This window comes from Salinicola lusitanus (assembly GCF_038648475.1).
GTDB classification, from domain to species: Bacteria; Pseudomonadota; Gammaproteobacteria; order Pseudomonadales; family Halomonadaceae; genus Salinicola; species Salinicola lusitanus.
In genome coordinates, this window is sequence record NZ_CP151919.1 from 1,145,880 (window position 1) to 1,164,510 (window position 18,631).

14 protein-coding genes are annotated in these 18,631 nt (G+C 64.4%); 10 read left to right on the forward strand and 4 right to left on the reverse strand.

From position 1 onward, the window contains the following. Positions 1-3 precede the first annotated feature (3 nt). From AAGT95_RS05320 to AAGT95_RS05340, 5 genes are all read left to right on the forward strand, one after another. Entirely contained in the window at positions 4-1,845 is a 1,842-nt protein-coding gene (locus AAGT95_RS05320) for a DUF3413 domain-containing protein (protein WP_342595781.1), read from the forward strand. 117 nt (positions 1,846-1,962) lie between these two features. Then, on the forward strand, positions 1,963-2,751 hold the full coding sequence (locus AAGT95_RS05325) for a glycosyltransferase family 2 protein (RefSeq protein ID WP_342595782.1): 789 nt from the start codon (positions 1,963-1,965) through the stop codon (positions 2,749-2,751). A gap of 4 nt (positions 2,752-2,755) precedes the next feature. Further along, complete coding sequence (locus AAGT95_RS05330) at positions 2,756-3,826, forward strand: glycosyltransferase family 4 protein (protein WP_342595783.1); 1,071 nt, start codon at positions 2,756-2,758, stop codon at positions 3,824-3,826. 110 nt (positions 3,827-3,936) lie between these two features. Continuing rightward, complete coding sequence (ddlA, locus tag AAGT95_RS05335) at positions 3,937-5,034, forward strand: D-alanine--D-alanine ligase (protein ID WP_342595784.1); 1,098 nt, start codon at positions 3,937-3,939, stop codon at positions 5,032-5,034. Between the two features lie 125 nt (positions 5,035-5,159). Continuing rightward, the gene (locus tag AAGT95_RS05340; protein WP_342595785.1) at positions 5,160-6,722 is read left to right on the forward strand and encodes a sulfatase-like hydrolase/transferase; all 1,563 of its coding nucleotides are present in this window, start codon (positions 5,160-5,162) and stop codon (positions 6,720-6,722) included. 170 nt (positions 6,723-6,892) lie between these two features. On the opposite strand, the gene AAGT95_RS05345 is transcribed toward AAGT95_RS05340, so the two are convergent. Further along, the gene (locus AAGT95_RS05345) at positions 6,893-7,837 is read right to left on the reverse strand and encodes a hypothetical protein (protein ID WP_198655647.1); all 945 of its coding nucleotides are present in this window, start codon (positions 7,835-7,837) and stop codon (positions 6,893-6,895) included. 107 nt (positions 7,838-7,944) lie between these two features. Continuing rightward, complete coding sequence (locus tag AAGT95_RS05350) at positions 7,945-9,117, reverse strand: glycosyltransferase (protein ID WP_342595786.1); 1,173 nt, start codon at positions 9,115-9,117, stop codon at positions 7,945-7,947. A gap of 84 nt (positions 9,118-9,201) precedes the next feature. Between AAGT95_RS05350 and AAGT95_RS05355 the strand changes: the two genes are divergently transcribed. After that, a complete protein-coding gene (locus AAGT95_RS05355) occupies positions 9,202-10,164 on the forward strand; it encodes a glycosyltransferase family 8 protein (protein ID WP_110601592.1) in 963 nt (320 codons plus the stop codon). Between the two features lie 52 nt (positions 10,165-10,216). Here AAGT95_RS05355 and waaF read toward each other — a convergent pair whose 3' ends face one another. Then, positions 10,217-11,263 carry a lipopolysaccharide heptosyltransferase II gene (waaF, locus tag AAGT95_RS05360; protein ID WP_342595787.1) on the reverse strand — a complete coding sequence of 349 codons (1,047 nt, stop codon included), beginning with the start codon at positions 11,261-11,263 and terminating at the stop codon, positions 10,217-10,219. Beyond that, positions 11,256-12,224 (reverse strand): ADP-glyceromanno-heptose 6-epimerase, encoded by a 969-nt coding sequence (gene rfaD, locus AAGT95_RS05365; RefSeq protein ID WP_342595788.1) that lies wholly within the window; start codon positions 12,222-12,224, stop codon positions 11,256-11,258. The genes waaF and rfaD overlap by 8 nt, the downstream gene beginning before the upstream one ends. 181 nt (positions 12,225-12,405) lie before the next feature. On the opposite strand from rfaD, the gene glyQ reads away from it, so the two are divergent. The 4 genes from glyQ (at position 12,406) to AAGT95_RS05385 (ending at position 18,499) form a co-directional block, all read left to right on the forward strand. Further along, positions 12,406-13,368 carry a glycine--tRNA ligase subunit alpha gene (gene glyQ / locus AAGT95_RS05370; protein WP_342595789.1) on the forward strand — a complete coding sequence of 321 codons (963 nt, stop codon included), beginning with the start codon at positions 12,406-12,408 and terminating at the stop codon, positions 13,366-13,368. 2 nt (positions 13,369-13,370) lie between these two features. Next, positions 13,371-15,437, forward strand: coding sequence for a glycine--tRNA ligase subunit beta (gene glyS, locus AAGT95_RS05375; RefSeq protein ID WP_342596518.1), 2,067 nt, complete (start codon positions 13,371-13,373; stop codon positions 15,435-15,437). A 225-nt stretch (positions 15,438-15,662) separates the two neighbouring features. Beyond that, entirely contained in the window at positions 15,663-16,274 is a 612-nt protein-coding gene (gmhB, locus tag AAGT95_RS05380; protein ID WP_342595790.1) for a D-glycero-beta-D-manno-heptose 1,7-bisphosphate 7-phosphatase, read from the forward strand. Between the two features lie 143 nt (positions 16,275-16,417). Continuing rightward, positions 16,418-18,499, forward strand: coding sequence for an AsmA family protein (locus AAGT95_RS05385; protein WP_342595791.1), 2,082 nt, complete (start codon positions 16,418-16,420; stop codon positions 18,497-18,499). The last annotated feature ends 132 nt before the right edge of the window (positions 18,500-18,631 follow it).

The window sequence follows — 18,631 nt, forward strand, 5'->3', positions numbered from 1 at the left end:
TCCATGCAAGATACGCTGAGGCGCCGTTGGCGCGGCACGCTCCTATTCGCTCTGGTGCAACTGCCGCTGGTGTGGCTGATCGCCCTGCGTTACTCGCCCTACCTCGCCATGCCGCACGACGCCATGGGGATCGCCTATCTGATCCTGACCTGGATCGGGCACTTCGGCATGCTGGTCCTGCTCGGTTGGCTACCGCTGGCCGCACTGGCGCTGGTGCTCAAGGCCCGCTGGCTATGGCTGCCGGCGACCCTGCTCGGGGCACTGGGGTTGAGCGCGCTGCTGCTGGACACGGTCGTCTACGCCCAGTACCGCTTCCACGTGAACGCTTTCATGGTGTCGCTGTTCCTCAACGACAAGGATGGCGAGATCTTCAGCTTCACCACCACCACCTGGCTGATGGTGGTCGGCAGTGTGGTCGCGGCGCTGGCGCTCGAGGGCTGGCTCGCCCGGCGCCTGATCGTGGCCAACCGTGGCCGCCGCGTGCCGGTGGGGCTCTGCTGCGGCATCGTGCTGGTGACGCTGCTCGGCAGCCACGGCCTGCATATCGTCGCCGATGCCCGCTACCATCGCAGCGTGACCCAGCAGGTCGGCATCTATCCGCTGCTGTTTCCGGCTACCGCCAAGGATTTCATGGAGCGACACGGCTGGCTCGACCCCCGAGCCGCGCGTGCCGAGCGGGCCGATATCGGCGCCACGCAGGCGCAGAATCTCGACTGGCCGAAGAACCCGCTGAGCTGCCAGCCCAGCAACAAGCCCAACGTCATGGTCGTCCTGATCGACTCCTGGCGCGCCGACGAATACGGCCCCCGGAACACGCCCAATCTCTACGCCGCGTTGAACGACAGCGGCCGCCGCTATCTCCAGCACTACAGCGGCGGCAATGCTACCCGCAACGGAACCATGAGCCTGTTCTATGGCCTCAGTGGCAACTATTACGCCTATCTGGACGACACCCAGACGCCCCCGCTTCTGATCACGCAGCTGCAGAAGCAGGGCTACGCGCTGGGCATCTTCTCCTCGGCCAGCCTCGACGGCATCGGCTTCGACCGCACGATCTTCAGCTCGGTCGACCCGCTGCGACTGAGCACGCCAGGGGACTCTCCCGCTAGTCGCGACCGGCGAATGACCGAGGACTGGCTGGCCTGGTTCGACCAGCAGGCGCAGCAGGAGGACACCCCCTGGTTCAGCATGCTGTTCTACGATGCGCCCCACGGCTACGACGTTCCCGAAGGCGCCGCCCAGCCCTACCAGCCTTCGGTGCAGGGCATGGATTATCTGGACCTGGGCCCGGACACCGATCCGGTCCCCTACGCCAACCGCCACCGCAATGCCGTGCACTACGATGACGAGCTGCTCGGCCGGGTGATCGACGACCTCAAGGCCAAGGGCGAGTGGGACGACACGATGCTGGTGGTCACCGCCGATCACGGCCAGTCGTTCAACGATTTCGGCAAGAACTACTGGGGCCACAACAGCAACTTCGCCTCGCCGCAGACCCACGTGCCGATGATCGTCACCGGCCCGGGGGTCGAGCCCGGACGCGTCGAGGGCATGACCAGCCATCTCGATGTCGCGCCGATGCTGATGCGCCACGCCCTGGGCTGCACCAACCCGCTCGCCGATTACGCCCAGGGCCAGGATCTGCTGACGCCGGGCATCGATCATCCCTGGGTCGAGGCCAGCAGCTACATCGACTACGGGATCATCGAGCCGGACCGCATCACCGTGGTCGACGGCACCGGCCAGTGGAACATCGTCGACCGCCAGCTCGATCCCATCGACGACGCCGAGTTCTCGCCGGCGGTGTTCGAAGCCATGCAGTGGTTCCGTCAGTTCTATCGCTGACGAACGCCGCGCTACAATGCCTCAGGCGTCGACCGGGGGAGGGGCGTCGCGTGGCTCGCGATGCCCCTCCCCCGGCCGCCGAATGACGCTCCACTCCCCGATGACCCAGGACTGCCCATGGCCGCCATTACCGGCGTGGTGATCACGCTCGACGAAGCCGACAACATCGAGGCCTGCCTGGCCTCGCTCGCCCGCGTCTGCGACGAGCTGATCGTGGTCGACTCAGGCTCCCGCGACGACACCGTCATCCGGGCCGAGGCGTTCGGCGCCCGCGTGATCCATCAGCCTTACCTGGGCGATGGCCCCCAGAAGCGAGTCGGACCGCAGGCCGCCGGCCATCGCTGGGTGCTGTCGCTGGATGCGGACGAACGGCTCACCGACGAGGCGGTGGCAGCGATTCTGGCGCTCGACCTGGACGACGCCGGTCACGATGCCTATGCACTGCGCCGACGCAATTTCATCGGCAGTCGCTGGGTTCGCCACTGCGGCTGGTATCCGGACTACTGTATCCGGCTGTTCGATCGCGAGCGCACCGGCTTCTCCGACAGCCGCCAGCACGCGTCGGTGCCGGCGACGAATCCGCAGCGCCTGGACGCCGATCTGGAACACTATTCGTTCGCCAACCTGGCCGAACTGTTCGGCAAGGCCAGCGGCCGCTTCTCCAATCGCGCGGCCAAGATCATGTATCTCAAGGGCAAGCGAGCCAACGGCTGGTCGCCGGCACTGCACGGCGCCAATGCCTTCGTGCGCAAGTACCTGTTCCAGCGAGGATTCGCCGGCGGCCTCGACGGCGTCTCGGTGGCGCTGTCGGCAGCGGTCAACGCCTACCTGAAATACGCCAAGCTGCTCGAACTGCAGCGCGATGCCAAGGTGCGCGACGCCGAAGACTTCGACCGGATCTGGTGAATCGATGGAAGCTCACCCGCTGCACATTCGTCACGTCAACCTGGCCCGCGGCTTTCGCGGTGGCGAGCGCCAGACGCTGCTGCTGATCGAGGCGCTGGCCCGGATCGACGACGCGCGGCTCGAGATTACGCAGAGCCTGGTCTGCCGGCGCGACTCGCCGATGCGCGCGGCGCTGGCCGACCGGGAACTCGACACCGAGATCGAACTGATCGACGCCGATCACGCCCTCGCCGGGCATGGCCGACATTCGCGGGCAACCCTGGTTCACGCCCACGAGGCCAAGGCGGTGCACTGGGCGTGGGTCGAGCGTCGCCTGCGCGGCACGCCCTACCTCCTGACACGGCGTGTCCCCCAGCCGGTCAAGGACAAGCGCTTCAACCGCTGGACCTACCGCGCTGCGGCAAGCGCCGTGGCGATCTCGTCGGTGATCGAGCACCATCTTCGCGATCGCGGCTGGTGTCCCGTCACGCGCATCCCCAGCGTGCTCTCCGGCCACCCAGGCGATCCCGCCAAGGTAGCCGCGCTGCGCGAGCGTTTCGCCGGCCACCGCGTCATCGGCCATATCGGCGCGCTGGTGGATCGCCACAAGGGGCAACGGGTCCTGCTGGCGGCGGCGCGGCGGCTGCGCGAGACGCATCCGGACGTTCGCTTCCTGCTGCTGGGCGAAGGCGACGACGGCGCGGCACTGAAAGCCGAGAGCGCCGATCTGGACAACGTCATCTGGGAGGGCTTCCAGCCCGATGTCGGCGACTATCTCGAGATCATGACCCTGTTCGCATTCCCCTCCCGCAACGAGGGACTGGGCTCCACCCTGCTCGATGCCATGGATCACGGCGTGGCGATCGTGGCCAGCGACGTCGACGGCATTCCGGACCTGATCGAGGACGACGTCAGCGGCCTGCTGGTGCCTGCCGGCGATGCCGATGCGCTGACGGCGGCGCTGATCGCGCTGCTGGAGGATCCCGTCCGGCGGCAACGGCTGGCGGCCACCGCCAGCCAGCGGCTCGCCGCCTTTACCCCCGAAGCCATGGCAGCGGCCTACCTGGCGCTCTACCGCCGGATCATCGCCCGCTAGCGTGGCCTCGGCGCAGGGCGCGATACTTGCGCGGCGGGATCGTGGCATCATGACGCCCGAAAGGCCGCGCCCGAGCGGCACCGAGATCGTCAGCGAAGCGGAGCATAACCATGAGCAAAATTCGGGTCGGCGTCATCTGCGGCGGCAAATCGGCGGAGCACGAGGTCTCGTTGCAGTCGGCCAGGAACATCGTCGACGCGCTGGATCGCGAGCGTTTCGAGGTCACGGTCATCGGGATCGACAAGCAGGGGCAGTGGCACATCAACGATGCCGCCGACTTCCTGCTGAATGCTGACGATCCGAGCCGGATCGCCCTCAACCCCTCCGCCGGCGACCTCGCGCTGGTGCCAGGTCGCGACTACCAGCAGCTGATCGCCACCGAGTCTTCCCAGGGCACGCTGGGACAGCTCGACGTGGTGTTCCCCATCGTCCACGGCACCCTCGGCGAGGACGGTTCTCTGCAAGGCCTGCTGCGCATGGCCAACCTGCCCTTCGTCGGCTCCGGCGTGCTCGGCTCGGCCGCCGGCATGGACAAGGACGTCGCCAAGCGCCTGCTGCGCGATGCCGGTATTCCCGTGGCGCCCTTCGTCACCCTGACCCGCCGCTCGGCCGCCGAGGCCGATTTCGACGCCCTCAGCGCGACGCTTGGCTCGCCGCTGTTCGTCAAACCCGCCAACCAGGGTTCATCGGTGGGTGTCAGCCGGGTCGAGACCGCGCTCGAATTCCAGCAAGCGCTGGCGCTGGCGCTGGCCTTCGACCACAAGGTGCTGGTCGAATCCGCCGTGGTCGGCCGCGAGATCGAGTGCGCGGTACTGGGTAACGAGGAGCCGGAGGCGAGCGTCTGCGGCGAGATCGTGGTCGAGAACGGCTTCTACTCCTACGACACCAAGTACATCGACGACGACGCGGCCACCGTCGCCGTGCCCGCCGACATCGATGCCGGCGCGAGTGAAGCGATTCGCGACATCGCGATTCGCACCTTCCAGGTGCTGGAGTGCGCCGGCCTGGCACGGGTCGATGTCTTCCTCACCCCGGAGGGGAACATCGTCGTCAATGAAATCAACACGCTGCCGGGTTTCACTCGCATCAGCATGTACCCCAAGCTATGGCAGGCCAGCGGTCTGAACTACCCGGCGCTGGTGACGCGCCTGATCGAGCTGGCCATGGCGAGGCACGCCGGTGACATGGCGCTGAAGAGCGCCCGCTGAAACCGGCGGGAACTCGTCGATAACCTGCTCGTCACGGATCGGTCATGATAGAGTCTTGATGACTCCTCACGCGGTGCCCGGAATCGGCATCGAACGAATACGACGTTCACGGATCGAAGCGCGTCATGACCATCTCTCGCGACATTCGACGTTGGTGTGCACTCACCTACATCGGCCTCTGTATCGGTTACGCCATCATGGTGGTCTGGGTCCTGCCCTGGTGGACCCCCCTCGTCATCGCGCTCGCCTGGCTCGCCATCGGCCGTCGCTTCCATTGGGGCCACGTCTCCCAGCGCGCCACCCAGCGCAAGGCGTGGCCATGGTCCGCTCTGCCACTGATCCTGTGGTGGGTCTATATCTACCTCGACGACAGCTTCGGCCAACTCGACCTGGGGGCCGTGATCTTCCATCTCCAGGCCGGTATCGAGGAGAACGGCAGCACCGATCGCCAGATCGCCGGGGTCCTCTACACCGTGGCCGCCATCGCCATGCTGGTCGCCGTGACCTGGCTGGTCCGGGCCGATCATCGCTGGCGCCTGTGGGAACGGGTGCTGAGCCTGTTCCTGCTGGCGTTCAATCCGCTGCTGTTCGGATTGTCGCTGCGCGGCGCCTCGGTGATCGACGACGACGAGAGCTGGCTCGACGATCGCTACCGGCCACCGGAGATCGTCGCCGGAGTGCCCCAGCCGCCCAATCTGATCTATCTCTACATGGAGAGCACCGAGCGCACCTACGGCGATACCCAGCGCTTCGGCAACGCCTACGAGGACCTTGCCAGGCTGGGCCAGGAGGGCGTGGTGTTCCATGGCGTCAAGCAGCTCGACAATACCGGTTGGACGATGGCCGGCATGGTCGCCAGCCAGTGCGGAGTGCCGTTGATGCCAGCCGGCCTGATGCACGACAACCAGTTCGAGCCGCTGTCGGACGTGCTGCCGGGGGTCGACTGTCTGGGCGATCTGCTGCACGCGCGGGGCTACGACCTCACCTACATGGGCGGCGCCAGCACCAAGTTCGCCGGCAAGGCGAAGTTCTATCGCGGCCACGGCTTCGATACCGTCCTGGGCCGCGATGAACTGGAGGACAAGGCACCGGCCGGATATCTCAACGACTGGGGGCTCTACGACGATACGCTGCTCGACCTCGCGGAGAAGCGGATCCGACGGCTGCACGACAGCGGCAAGCCCTACGCCTTCTTCGGACTCACCCTGGCGGGCCACCCGCCGTTCGGCCATCCGTCCCAGTCCTGTATCGACAATCAGGGCGACTTCGACGGTACCGACATTCTCTATTCGGTCAAATGCACGGGCTGGTTGATCAGGAATTTCATCGAGCGGCTTCGCGCCGAAGGGCTGCTGGACAACACCCTGGTCGTGGTCGCCAGCGACCATCTCTCGATGAAGAACTCGGCGTGGGAGGAGCTGATCGCGGAAGAGCGCGAAAATACGCTGATGATGCTGGGCAACGGCCTGCGTCCCCGCGTCATCGAACGTCCATCGAGCATGGTCGATGTCCTGCCGACACTGCTGGAAGCCATGGGCTATACCATTCCGGACCATCGGGCCGGGCTGGGCGTATCGCTGTTTTCCTCGTCTCCCACCCTGATCGAGCGCTACTCGCTGGACGAAATGAACCAGCGCATGCGAAGCGAGAACCGTCTGCAGGAGCAGCTCTGGAACGGCGTCAACTGAGACGCCGGGACGTTCGGCGTGCCTGGATTGGCTCGGCGACATCAGGCGCCGACTGAACCCTCGCCGAGCCTAGCCGGACGCGGCGGAGGTCGGTGCAGAGCATCGGGGAGACGTATCCGTCCACGCCGGACGGATGAGCCTGTTGGCCGGGCTGGCGCGCCAGCCGATGGTCAACGCCGCCCGCTCGAGCGCAGGCTCTCTTCAGACGAGACGTAACGAGGCCGTGGCCACTCGATCGGCCCCAGCTCGTCGCCGGGATCCAGCATCCCCGGTTCGGTTTCCGGCGTACACGAGCCCAACGCCTCGGCCACGCGGGTCAGGGCTTCCTCGCCACGGCAATCGCCGACCACGCGCTCCCACCACTGCCGATGCACGGCGCGGACGACAACGGGTATCGACGCCAGCCCCAGACGCTGCGCCATCGCCAGCCGGTGAAGCCCTCGGTTGACCTTGAGCAGCCGGCCCTCGCGGGTGACCGCGACACCCAGATCATCCTTTCCCAGCTCGAGGTCGAATCCTCGGACCGCCATGTCGTCGAGGAAGCCGAGGTAGGTTCGCAGGTAGGCAAGTATCTTCTCTTCCGTGTCGAGCAGGATGCCCTGCTGGTAGGAGGACCAGGGGTGCCCCGACTCGAGCCGGGAGCGGTACTGCCGAAAGCGTTCGGTCTGGGTCAGGTCGTCCCGGTGCTCGTCGATATCGCTGACGAAGCGGTAGCGCGAGCCCCGGCGAAGATCGCCACGACTCAAATCCCAGTCGCCGTCCCAGAGAAAAGCCGAGGAGGAGGGGCGTTTCCCTCCGATCCCCTTGGCGTTGAGGTCGCGGATCAGCTCGCGCGGATCGACATGGACCACCAGCGCCTCCGCCAGCCTCGCCTCGATCGAGCGCCGTGGCAGGCCGTGACGCTCGATCCACCGGCCACCGACCTTGCCCTGAGCCCAGCGGCGGTAGAGCGCATCTTCCAGGGGCACACCGACGCGCCGTTGGAAACCGTCCCGGAACGCCGCCTGCCACCGCGCCCGACGAACGCCCCACTTCATGCGGGGATCGTGCAGTTCGCTGAACGCGTCGTCCTCGGCGGGCAGACGCGGGGAAGCTGGCGAAGAGGGCCGAGACATGAGCAGTTTACACGGTCGGAGGGGAAGGAATCGGTGTTATCAAACACTGTTCGTGATCGATTCAGTCTAGCATACCACATTAATAAGCATGCTACGCAATTTCCCGGCTACCGCGCCTGCCCGCTCATCGCGTCGGATGTCGTCGGCAGATCGAGGAACTGCTGCATGATCCGGGTATCCCGGAATCGCTCGATCAACTCCGGATCGCCTTCCAGCGATGGCGGATTCGCCAGCCCTTCCCGGATCTTGGCTGCCAGACCGGTGACGCTGTTATCGGCGATCAGGCGGGCCTGATCGTGAATCAACACGTTGCGCACACCGCCTGGGCAGTCGACCGCCACGCAGGGCGTGCCGCAGATCATGCTTTCGGCCAGCACGATACCGAAGGCTTCGCTGCGCGAGCTCAGCACGAACAGCCGGGCGTGTTTCATCCAGGGGTAGGGATTGGGCCGGCTGCCGATGAAATGGATCCGCTCACTCGCCCCCCGCTCTGCGACCAGCGTCTCCAGGCTCTCTCGCTTGGGTCCATCGCCGACGATGACCAGATCCTCTTCGATCCCCGCCTCCAGATAGGCCAGGATCAGCCACTCCTGGCGCTTGACGTCCGAGAGCCGTGAGACGTGGACGATGAACGGCCTGGCCGGCAGCTCCACCGGTTCTTCGGCCTGGCGGCGGATGGCCTCGATATCGCACGGGTTCATGATGGTTGCCCACCGATGAGGGCGAATCCCATGATGACCGAGCTGCTTCTCCAACTGCGCCCGCACGTTGGGCGTGTTGCAGACCACCTGCTTACCCTCATAGAGCCGGCGGAGATAGAACCCCTTCAGCCTTCCGCCCTCGCTTCCAGGCCAGGAGACCGTCACCTGCCACAAGCGCGGGTCGCGCCAGGACCAGACCGTCTCGAACGCGCCCTGCCCGCGCATGATGACGCGATCGATCGGGCCGTGTTCCCGTTCCAGCCTGGCAACGAAACGCTTCAGGTAGCGGCCGCCGTAGAAGCCGCGCCACAGGAAACCCGATCCCGGCAGCATGGGCTTCAGCAGCGCTCGCGTGATCAGGTCGTATGCCAATCCCAGCCCGGTCTTGCGAAACGCCTTGTCGAAGTCGAGGCGATGGACCGTCACCGCGTCGTCCGGAACAAGTTCGTGCCCCCCCTTGAGCACCAGGACGTGCACATCGTGTCCCTCCCGGGCCAGCACGTTGGCCAGATTGACCGTGACACGCTCGATGCCACCGATGCTCAATTTGCGTACGACCAGCAATACTCTCTGGGTCATGATGGGCCCTAGCGCTTCTTTGCTTACCGTGGATGGAACGGGCAATATAACTCCCCATCCATTCTCGCACATTCCGGTGAAACGATGGCTCAGACAGCTCAAGACCGGGTCAGTCTGGTGCTGGCCAGCGATGAGAATTATGCCCTCTGGATGGGTGTGGTCATCTTCTCCTGTCTGGATAAGACCGCACACCCGGCGCTATTGGATTTCTACATTCTGGACGCGGGGATATCACCGTCCACCAGGTCACGGCTCGAGCGTCTGGTGGCCAATTACCGAGCCACCTTGACCTGGATAGCGCCGGACAGGAATAGATTCCAGGGTTTCCCCCTGAAACGATATGGCATTGCCACTTACTATCGGTTGGCAGTGGCCAGTTTGGTGCCCAGGCATTTGAACAAGGTGATCTATCTCGATTGTGACCTGCTTGTCGCCCGGGACATCGTGGAGCTCTGGCAAAGTCCACTGGACGGGAACATCATCGGGGCCGTCGAAAACCTTGGCGTCTCGCCCAAGGACATTGATATCGACCGACAGGATTACTTCAACGCCGGGGTACTTCTCATCGATCTGGCCGCCTGGCGTGACGGCGATATCGAAGCCGCCTTGTTCGAGCGCATGAGTACGCTGAATGAGCGCCTGCAGTATCTGGACCAGGATGTCCTCAACCTGGTATTTCGTCAGCGATGGACGCGGCTCCCCCTTCGCTGGAACCTCCAGCCTAGCGCCTGGAGTAAAGTCGAGAAGAACAAGACCGTCCAGACCGGCTACCCACACCGCGAATTCGTCACGGCACTACGGGAGCCGGGAATCATCCATTTCCTGGCCAAGAGCAAGCCATGGAAATTCCCTACATTCCACCCCTACAAACAGACCTACCTGGAGATTTCCCATCAGCTTTTCCCCGATGCAATCGAGTCGAACAAGGTTACGGCCATGGAAAAGCTGACTCGCCTCTGGCAAGTCGAAAAACACATCAAGAATTTTTTCCGAAACAGGAAATCGGGCGCTATCCGCTACACGGTACCGCCGCAGAGACAACGCTGACATCCCCCGACAAGGCAACTTCGGTGGCGCTCCAGCGACCTGCGTGACAACGCTAGGTGTGAAGTTTCATCAGCACGCTCTCCGGCGACATCTGCTTGAGGCAGTTGCGATGCCCCAGCGGGCAGGTGCGCTCGAAACAGGGCGAGCAGGACAACGCCAGATAGTGGATGTCGGCATTGTCGGTCAACGGCGGCGTATAGGCGGGCGACGACGAGCCGTAGAGCGCCTGGATGCGGGTGCCGACCGCCGCGGCCACATGCATCAGCCCGGAGTCGTTGGTGACCACCTGCTGGCAGGCGGCCAGCAGATCGACGGCATCCGCCAGCCGGGTCTTGCCGCACAGATCGTGGGCGTGATCCAGCCCTTGGGTAATGACGCCGCCAGCCTCGGCATCCTTGGGCCCCCCCAGCACCCAGACGGCGTACCCCCGCGCGATCAACGATTCGGCCAGCTCGCGGAAGTAGTCGAGCGGCCACTGCTTGGCCGGGCCGTACTCCGCCCCGGGCATCATGCCGATGGCGGGCCGCTCGCCCAGTGCCAGCTCGCCACGCAGCGCTGGCTGACGCGCCGTGTCGACTCGGAGCCGCGGGTGCGGCGTCTCGAAATCGCCGCTGGCCGCCACGCGGGCATCCAGCCCCAGCGCGACGAAGCGCTTGACGGTCTGATCGAGCACCGTCTTGTCGAGCCTGCGCCGGTCGTTGAGCAGCACGTAGCGCTGCTCGCCGGTGAAGCCGGTGCGGCGGGGAATGCCGGCCAGGAACGGCACCAGCGCCGCCTTCAGCGAGCGTGGCAGCACGATGGCGTGATCGAAGCGCCCTTTCAGCGAACGTGCGACCTCACGTCGTGTCTTCCAGCCGAACTCGCCGTGCTTCACGTCCAGCGCGATGGCTTCGTCGACCTCCGGCATGCGCTCGAGAATCGGCAGCGACCAGCCCGGCGCCAGCACGCCGATCGTCGCGCCCGGATGGCGTCGTTTCAGGGTGATGAACAGACTCTGTGCCATGACCATATCGCCGACCCAGGAGGGGCCGACGACGAGAAACCGTGGCGCGGCGTCGATGTCGACGACCTTGGCGTCGGCGACTGGCGAATCAGCCATTCAGCCATTCCAGATAGGCGGAAACGCCCTCGCGAACGGTCTTGAATTCGGCGCTGTAACCCGCGTCGCGCAGGCGACCGATATCGGCCCGGGTGTAGCTCTGATAGCGCCCCTTGAGCTCGTCGGGGAAGTCGATGTACTCGATCTGCCCCTTTCCATAGAAGTCGATCGCGGTCTCGGCGATCGCCTTGAACGGCTCGGCTCGGCCGGTGCCCAGGTTGAAGATGCCGGAGACCTCCGGGTTGTCCAGAAACCACAGGTTGACGTCGACCACGTCACCCACGTAGACGAAGTCGCGGCTCTGCATGCCGGCCTCATAGCCATCCCAGGCACCGAACAGCTTGGGATTCTCGCCGCGCTGCACCTGGGTGTGGTGATGGTAGGCGACGCTGGCCATCTTGCCCTTGTGCTGTTCCCTGGGGCCGTAGACGTTGAAGTAGCGAAAGCCCACGACCTGGCTGTCGAATTCGTCCCAGCGCGCGCGGACATACTGGTCGAACAGCAGCTTGGAGTAGCCGTAGACGTTGAGCGGCTTCTCGTGCTCGGGCGCCTCGACGAACACTTCGCTGCCGCCGTAGGTGGCGGCGGATGACGCATAGAGGAAGGGAATCCGCTTGGCCTGGCAGTACTCGAGCAGCACCTTCGAGTATTCGAAGTTGTTCTCCAGCATGAAGCGGCCATCCCACTCGGTGGTATCCGAGCAGGCGCCTTCGTGAAAGATCGCCTCGATCGGGGGCAGGCCGCCGATCCCGCCGCGCATCTCACCGCTGAGTTCTGCCTTTACTCGAGCCAGGAAATCGTCCTTGTCGAGATAGTCACCCAGCGTGCAGTCCGCCAGATTGACGAATTTGGTGCCATCGCTGAGATCGTCGACCACCATGACGTCCTGATGGCCGCGCGCGTTGAGTGCCTTGACCAGATTGGCCCCGATGAAGCCGGCCCCGCCCGTGACAACGATCATGTCGTAACTCCTCTTCGATCGACCCGGTTATCGGGCGTGACGACTCCGACCCCGCAAGTCGCCCGACGTTCGATGACGCGCCATCAACGATAGCGCCCGATCGTCGCCGGTGCCTATAACCGATTGAGCGCTAATTGTATACTTGGCGGCTCACGAATTCATGGGCAACGGTGCGCAGTCAATGACAGACTCGACGGCAGATGCGAAAACCTTTCAGGGGCTGATACTCGCCCTTCAGCAATACTGGGCGGAACGGGGCTGCGTGATCATGCAGCCACTCGACATGGAAGTGGGTGCCGGCACCTTTCATCCGGCCACGTTCCTGCGTTCGATCGGCCCGGAGAGCTGGAATGCCGCCTACGTCCAGCCGTCGCGCCGCCCCACCGACGGCCGTTATGGGGAAAACCCCAATCGTCTGCAGCACTACTACCAGTTCCAGGTGGTGATGAAGCCATCGCCGAAGGACCTTCAGGATCTCTACCTGGGATCGCTGGAGCGGCTGGGGATCGACCCGCGGGTTCACGACATCCGCTTCGTCGAGGACAACTGGGAATCCCCGACCCTCGGCGCCTGGGGGCTGGGATGGGAAGTCTGGCTAAACGGCATGGAAGTGACCCAGTTCACCTATTTCCAGCAGGCCGGAGGCATCGAGTGCTACCCGGTGACCGGCGAGCTGACCTACGGACTCGAGCGGATCGCCATGTACCTGCAGGACGTCGACAGCGTCTACGACCTGGTGTGGACGATCGCCCCCGACGGCAGCCGCGTCACCTATGGCGACGTCTACCTGCAGAACGAGCGAGAGCAGTCTACCTACAACTTCGAACATGCCGACGTTCCCTACCTGTTCGAGGCTTTCGATCACTGCGAGGGCGAATGCAACAAGCTGCTCGAGGCCAATCTGCCGCTGCCGGCCTACGAGCAGGTCCTGAAGGCATCTCACACCTTCAACCTGCTGGACGCCCGCCACGCCATCTCGGTGACCGAGCGCCAGCGCTATATCCTCAGGGTTCGCACCCTCGCTCGTGACGTCGCTCACGCCTACTACGCCTCACGGGAAGCCGCCGGCTTCCCGCTGGCACCCGAAGCGCTGCGTCGAGAGCTCACGCAGGCAACCTCGGAAACTCAACAGGGAGACGCATGAGCATGGCAGTCAACACGCTACTGATCGAACTGGGCGTCGAAGAGCTGCCGCCGGGAGCGCTGGCCAACCTCGCCTTCGCCCTGCGCGACGGTGTCGCCAAGGGGCTCGACGAGGCCGAGATTCCCCATGGCACGGCGCATGCCCTCGCCTCGCCGCGGCGTCTTGCCGTGCGCATCGAGGCGCTCGCTGACAAGCAGCCTGATCGGGAGGTCGAAAAGCGCGGCCCGGCGCTGGCAGCCGCCTACAAGGACGGCCAGCCGACCAAGGCAGCCGAAGGTTTCGCACGCTCCTGTGGCGTCACGGTAGACGATCTGATCCACCTGGAGACCGACAAGGGCACCTGGCTCGGCTACCGTGAACGACAGCAGGGAGACACTGTCGAGACGCTGCTGCCCGCTATCGTCAATGCCGCCATCAACGCCCTGCCGGTCCCCAAGAACATGCGCTGGGGTGCCTCGCGCATCGAGTTTTCGCGTCCGGTCCACTGGCTGGTGCTGCTTTACGGCGATCAGGTCGTGCCGGCCAGCGTACTCGGCCTGGAGTCCGGTCGTACGACACAGGGGCATCGCTTCCACGCCCCGGACCCGATCGAACTCGCCCACGCCGACGACTACGAGTCCGTGCTCGAGAATGCTTACGTGCTGGTGAGTCTGGAACGCCGTCGCGAGCGCATCCGCGAGCAGGTACTGGCCGAAGCGGAAGTGCACGACGCCCAGGCGGTCATCGACGACGATCTGCTCGAGGAGGTCAATGGCCTGGTCGAGTGGCCGGTAGCGCTCACCGGCAGCTTCGACGAGCGCTTCCTCGAGGTGCCCGCCGAGTGCCTGATCTCCTCGATGAAGGCCAACCAGAAGTACTTCCACCTGCTCGATGCCGACGGCAAGCTCAAGCCGCAGTTCATCACGCTGGCCAATATCGACAGCGAAGACCCGCAGCAGGTCATCTACGGCAACGAGAAGGTGATCCGCCCACGCCTGGCCGATGCCGCCTTCTTCTTCGAGACCGACCGTAAGAAGACACTGGAGGCCCGCCGCGAATCCCTGGCCAGCGTCGTGTTCCAGCGCGAGCTGGGATCTCTCGCCGACAAGGCCGCGCGCAGCGAGGTCGTCGCACGGTTCATCGCCGGCAAGATAGGCGGAGATTCCCAGGCGGCGGCCCGCGCCGCCCAACTGGCGAAGTGCGATCTGGTCACGGAGATGGTGCTCGAATTCCCGGAACTGCAGGGCATCATGGGCACCTACTACGCCCGTCACGACGGTGAATCGGAAGCCGTTGCCGAAGCCATCCACGAGCAGTACCTGCCGCGCTTCGCCAGTGACGGGATTCCGAGCACGCCCACCGGCATGGCGATCGCCCTGGCGGACCGCCTGGATACGTTGACCGGTATCTTCGGTATCGGTCAGCGGCCCACCGGCGCCAAGGACCCCTTCGCCCTGCGTCGCGCCACCATCGGCGTGCTCAACATCCTGATCAAGGGTGAGCTGGATCTGGACCTGCGCGAGCTGCTGGAACTCGCTGCCTCCCAGCACCGGGCCCTGCCCAAGGCCGATGGCCTGGTGGACGACGTCATGGCCTACATGCTCGATCGATTCCGGGCCTGGGCCCAGGACGAAGGCTTCCCGGTAGATGTCTACCTGGCCGTGCGGGCCCGGCCGGTGACCCGCCCGCTGGACTTCGCCCGCCGTCTCCGCGCCGTCCACCGGTTCAGCCAGCGCGAAGAAGCCTCAGCGCTGGCCGCCGCCAACAAGCGGGTCTCCAACATTCTGGCCAAACAGGCACACGCCGCCGGTACCGACGTGGACACCCACCTCCTCTCGGAAGAGGCCGAGATCGCCCTGGCCAACGCCGTCGCCGATTGCCGCAATCAGGTCGAACCCCTGTTCCGCGAAGCGGCCTACGCGGAGGCGCTCGACATTCTCGCCACACTGAGGGCGCCGGTGGATCGCTTCTTCGACGAGGTCATGGTCGCGGTGGATGACGATGCCGTACGGGCCAATCGACTGGCGCTGTTGGCCAGCCTGCAGGCGCTGTTCCTCGAAGTCGCCGACATCTCGGAACTGCAGCAGTAGCCGCTGGCTTCACTGTTTCACGTGAAACAGCAGGGCCCGGCGTTCTGATCTAAGATCAGGGCGCCGGGCTTTTTCGTATTCGGGCGGGGTACCGCAAAGTCCAGGCAAAAGTTTGGCCGCCCGGGACCTGAGCCCGTCGGCGCCAAGCTCAAGCCGATGTTTCACGTGGAACAAGTTCGCCATCCAAGACGCATCCGGTTTCAACTATTGCCATCCAGGAAAGTCTTGGACCCACCCTCTGATGGCAACGCCCAGGGAGGCTGCAGCGTGGAGAAAGTGATCATTCTGGATCGAGACGGCGTCATCAACGAAGACTCCGACGCCTACATCAAGTCAGTGGACGAATGGCACCCCTACCCCACGGCCTTCCAAGCCATTGCGCGGCTGGTCGCCGCGGGCTGGACGGTCGCGGTGGCAACCAACCAGTCTGGCGTCGGCCGCGGCTACTACAGCGAAGAGACCCTCACGGCCATCCACGAAACGATGCTGGAAAAGGCTCGTCTGGCCGGTGGTGAAATAGCCCGAGTGCTTCACTGCCCTCATCGTCCGGAAGTCGGGTGTGAATGTCGTAAGCCCAAACCGGGCATGCTGTTGCAACTGCAGCGGGAGCTCGCCATCCCGAGCCTCGAGCAGAGCTGGATGGTCGGCGACAGCCTGCGCGATATTCAGGCCGGCATCGCGGCGGGCTGCCGTACCGCACTGGTCGAGACCGGAAAGGGCCAGCGCTACGTGGACCAGGTGCGAGCTGCGTTCCCTTCGACGTGGATATGCCGAGACCTCGACCAGTTCGTGACCAGACTGACTGGCGATGAGAACGGCGAGGAGCAGTACCCGTGATGACCCCGTGTCCAGGACGGCACCATGGTGTGTTTCACGTGAAACAGGTCACTGAGGCCAGTGGCTGTCGTCACTTTAAATCACAAACGCAACCCTCGTCCTGAACTACCCTTGGGTTATCCCCAACGGACGGGCTTACGGAAATGACTCTGGGAAAGAAGATCAGCCTATGGGTAGTGGCGGTCGTCATGATCATCCTGGTGGCGATGATCGTCATCATTCTCACCTTCGACTGGAACCGCCTGAAGCCGACTATCAATCAGCGCGTGTCGGAAGCCATTCACCGCCCCTTCGCCATCGAGGGGGATCTCAGTCTCGATTGGCAGCGCCCGGAAGGCGAGTCCGGTTGGCACGGCTGGATCCCGTGGCCGCACCTGCGCGCCGAAGATATCCACCTGGGTAGCCCCGACACGGTTACCGATGCCGATCTGGCGAGCCTGACTGCACTCGACATCGTGCTGTCACCGCTACCCCTGCTGCACAAGAGGCTTTCCATACCCCACATCGAGTTCACCGGCGGCGAGGCGACACTGGTCCGCCTCCAGGATGGCAGCAATAATTGGACATTCGATCTCGGTACCGGCGATGACGCATCGCAGCCGGATGACAGTGATCAGCAAGGCGGCTGGACTGTCGACGTGGGGGAGATTGCCTTCGACCCCATCGACCTTCATTACCAGGATGCAACGCTGGCGGCCAATGTCGATGCCACGGTGGAGCTACTGGGTGAACCGATCGCCTTCGACGCGCTGACCGACAGCGAGAGTGCCGCCGGCCAGGCCGTCGCCGAGCAGCAGGTCGCCGACTATCGTTTCGGATGGCGCGCCCAGGGCAGCTACCGAAATCAGACTTTCGAGGGCAGTGGTCGGCTGGGCGACCTGGCGGCGTTACGTCAGCGCGGTGCCGCCTACCCCGTACAGGCGGATCTACACGCGGGGGCGACCCGAGTGTCGGTCAACGGCACACTCACCGATCCTCTCGCTCCCAAGAAGATCGACATGGATCTCAGTTTCTCTGGCCAGAACCTGGGGGATCTCTACAACGTGATCGGCGTGACCTTGCCGGACACGCCCCCCTACTCTACCCGAGGGCATCTCACCGCAAACCTGGACAGCCAGGAAGCGCTGTCGTTTCGCTATCAGGACTTTGACGGCCAGATCGGGGAGAGCGATATCCATGGTGATCTCACCTACCTGCTCGGCGAGCCGCGACCGTCTCTCACCGGCGAGGTCGTATCGCGCCAGCTGAGATTCGCCGATCTGGCGCCGCTGATCGGTGCCGATACCGGCAGCGAAGATCAGGGCGAAGGGAACCAGGATGGGGAGAGCCAGCAGCCGCCGGACAAGGTGCTACCGGTCAGCGAGTTCCAGACCGCCCAGTGGCGGACCATGGATGCCGACGTCAAGTTTACGGCTCAGCGCATCGAACATGGAGATTCGCTGCCGCTGGACGACCTCTATACCCACGTGACCCTGAAAGACGGCGAGATTCTGCTGGATCCACTGCGTTTCGGCGTCGCCGGCGGCAACCTCAATACCACGCTGCGGCTCGATGGTAGCCAGGAGCCGATGCAGAGTCGTGTGGACATGCACATTCGCCGCCTGCTGCTCAGCGAGATGTTTCCCGATGTCGACCTGATGCAGAACAGCCGTGGCGAACTCAACGGCGATGCCACGCTCAGTGGCACGGGCAACTCGGTGGCCGCCATTCTCGGCAGCAGCAACGGCAGTTTGCAGATGTTGATCAGCGATGGCGTCATCAGCCAGAACCTGATGGAACTGGCCGGACTCAACGTCGGGAACTATCTCGTGGGCCAGCTGTTCGGCGACGAGCAGGTCGATATCAACTGTGCGGCCACCAACCTGGAGGTCGACGACGGTTTGGCGACGACCCGCTTCTTCGTCATCGACACGGAGAACGCTCTGATCCGGGTCGACGGCACGGTCAATTTCAAGACGGAAGGCCTGGATCTGAATATCGAACCGGAGAGCAAGGGCGCGCGCGTGTTCACCTTGCGCTCACCTCTCTACGTGCACGGCACCATGAAGAATCCGTCGCCCGGGGTCGATGCCGGCTCGCTGTTGGCACGGGGTGCGGTAGGGGCATTCCTCGGGACCGTGGCGACGCCAGCGGCAGCGCTGTTGGCACTGGTATCGCCGAGCGCCGATGAAACCACGCCATGCAACGACTTCCTGAGTCAGATTCAGACCGACGCCTCCTCTTGAGAGGAATGTTTCACGTGAAACACCTCACTCTTTATACGTCACAACCCAGAGCACCGATGCCGCGGAAGGAGGGGCCGGAGCTAGCCGGCCGAGTCAGGGGGCTAGTACCCGACAAGCATATTGCCGAGCTGG

Coding starts and splice junctions, on each gene's coding strand:
- AAGT95_RS05320 (WP_342595781.1), top strand. CDS start 4: ATGCAAGATACGCTGAGGCGCCGTTGGCGCGGCACGCTCCTATTCGCT.
- AAGT95_RS05325 (WP_342595782.1), top strand. CDS start 1,963: ATGGCCGCCATTACCGGCGTGGTGATCACGCTCGACGAAGCCGACAAC.
- AAGT95_RS05330 (WP_342595783.1), top strand. CDS start 2,756: ATGGAAGCTCACCCGCTGCACATTCGTCACGTCAACCTGGCCCGCGGC.
- ddlA (WP_342595784.1), top strand. CDS start 3,937: ATGAGCAAAATTCGGGTCGGCGTCATCTGCGGCGGCAAATCGGCGGAG.
- AAGT95_RS05340 (WP_342595785.1), top strand. CDS start 5,160: ATGACCATCTCTCGCGACATTCGACGTTGGTGTGCACTCACCTACATC.
- AAGT95_RS05345 (WP_198655647.1), bottom strand. CDS start 7,837: ATGTCTCGGCCCTCTTCGCCAGCTTCCCCGCGTCTGCCCGCCGAGGAC.
- AAGT95_RS05350 (WP_342595786.1), bottom strand. CDS start 9,117: ATGACCCAGAGAGTATTGCTGGTCGTACGCAAATTGAGCATCGGTGGC.
- AAGT95_RS05355 (WP_110601592.1), top strand. CDS start 9,202: ATGGCTCAGACAGCTCAAGACCGGGTCAGTCTGGTGCTGGCCAGCGAT.
- waaF (WP_342595787.1), bottom strand. CDS start 11,263: ATGGCTGATTCGCCAGTCGCCGACGCCAAGGTCGTCGACATCGACGCC.
- rfaD (WP_342595788.1), bottom strand. CDS start 12,224: ATGATCGTTGTCACGGGCGGGGCCGGCTTCATCGGGGCCAATCTGGTC.
- glyQ (WP_342595789.1), top strand. CDS start 12,406: ATGACAGACTCGACGGCAGATGCGAAAACCTTTCAGGGGCTGATACTC.
- glyS (WP_342596518.1), top strand. CDS start 13,371: ATGGCAGTCAACACGCTACTGATCGAACTGGGCGTCGAAGAGCTGCCG.
- AAGT95_RS05385 (WP_342595791.1), top strand. CDS start 16,418: ATGACTCTGGGAAAGAAGATCAGCCTATGGGTAGTGGCGGTCGTCATG.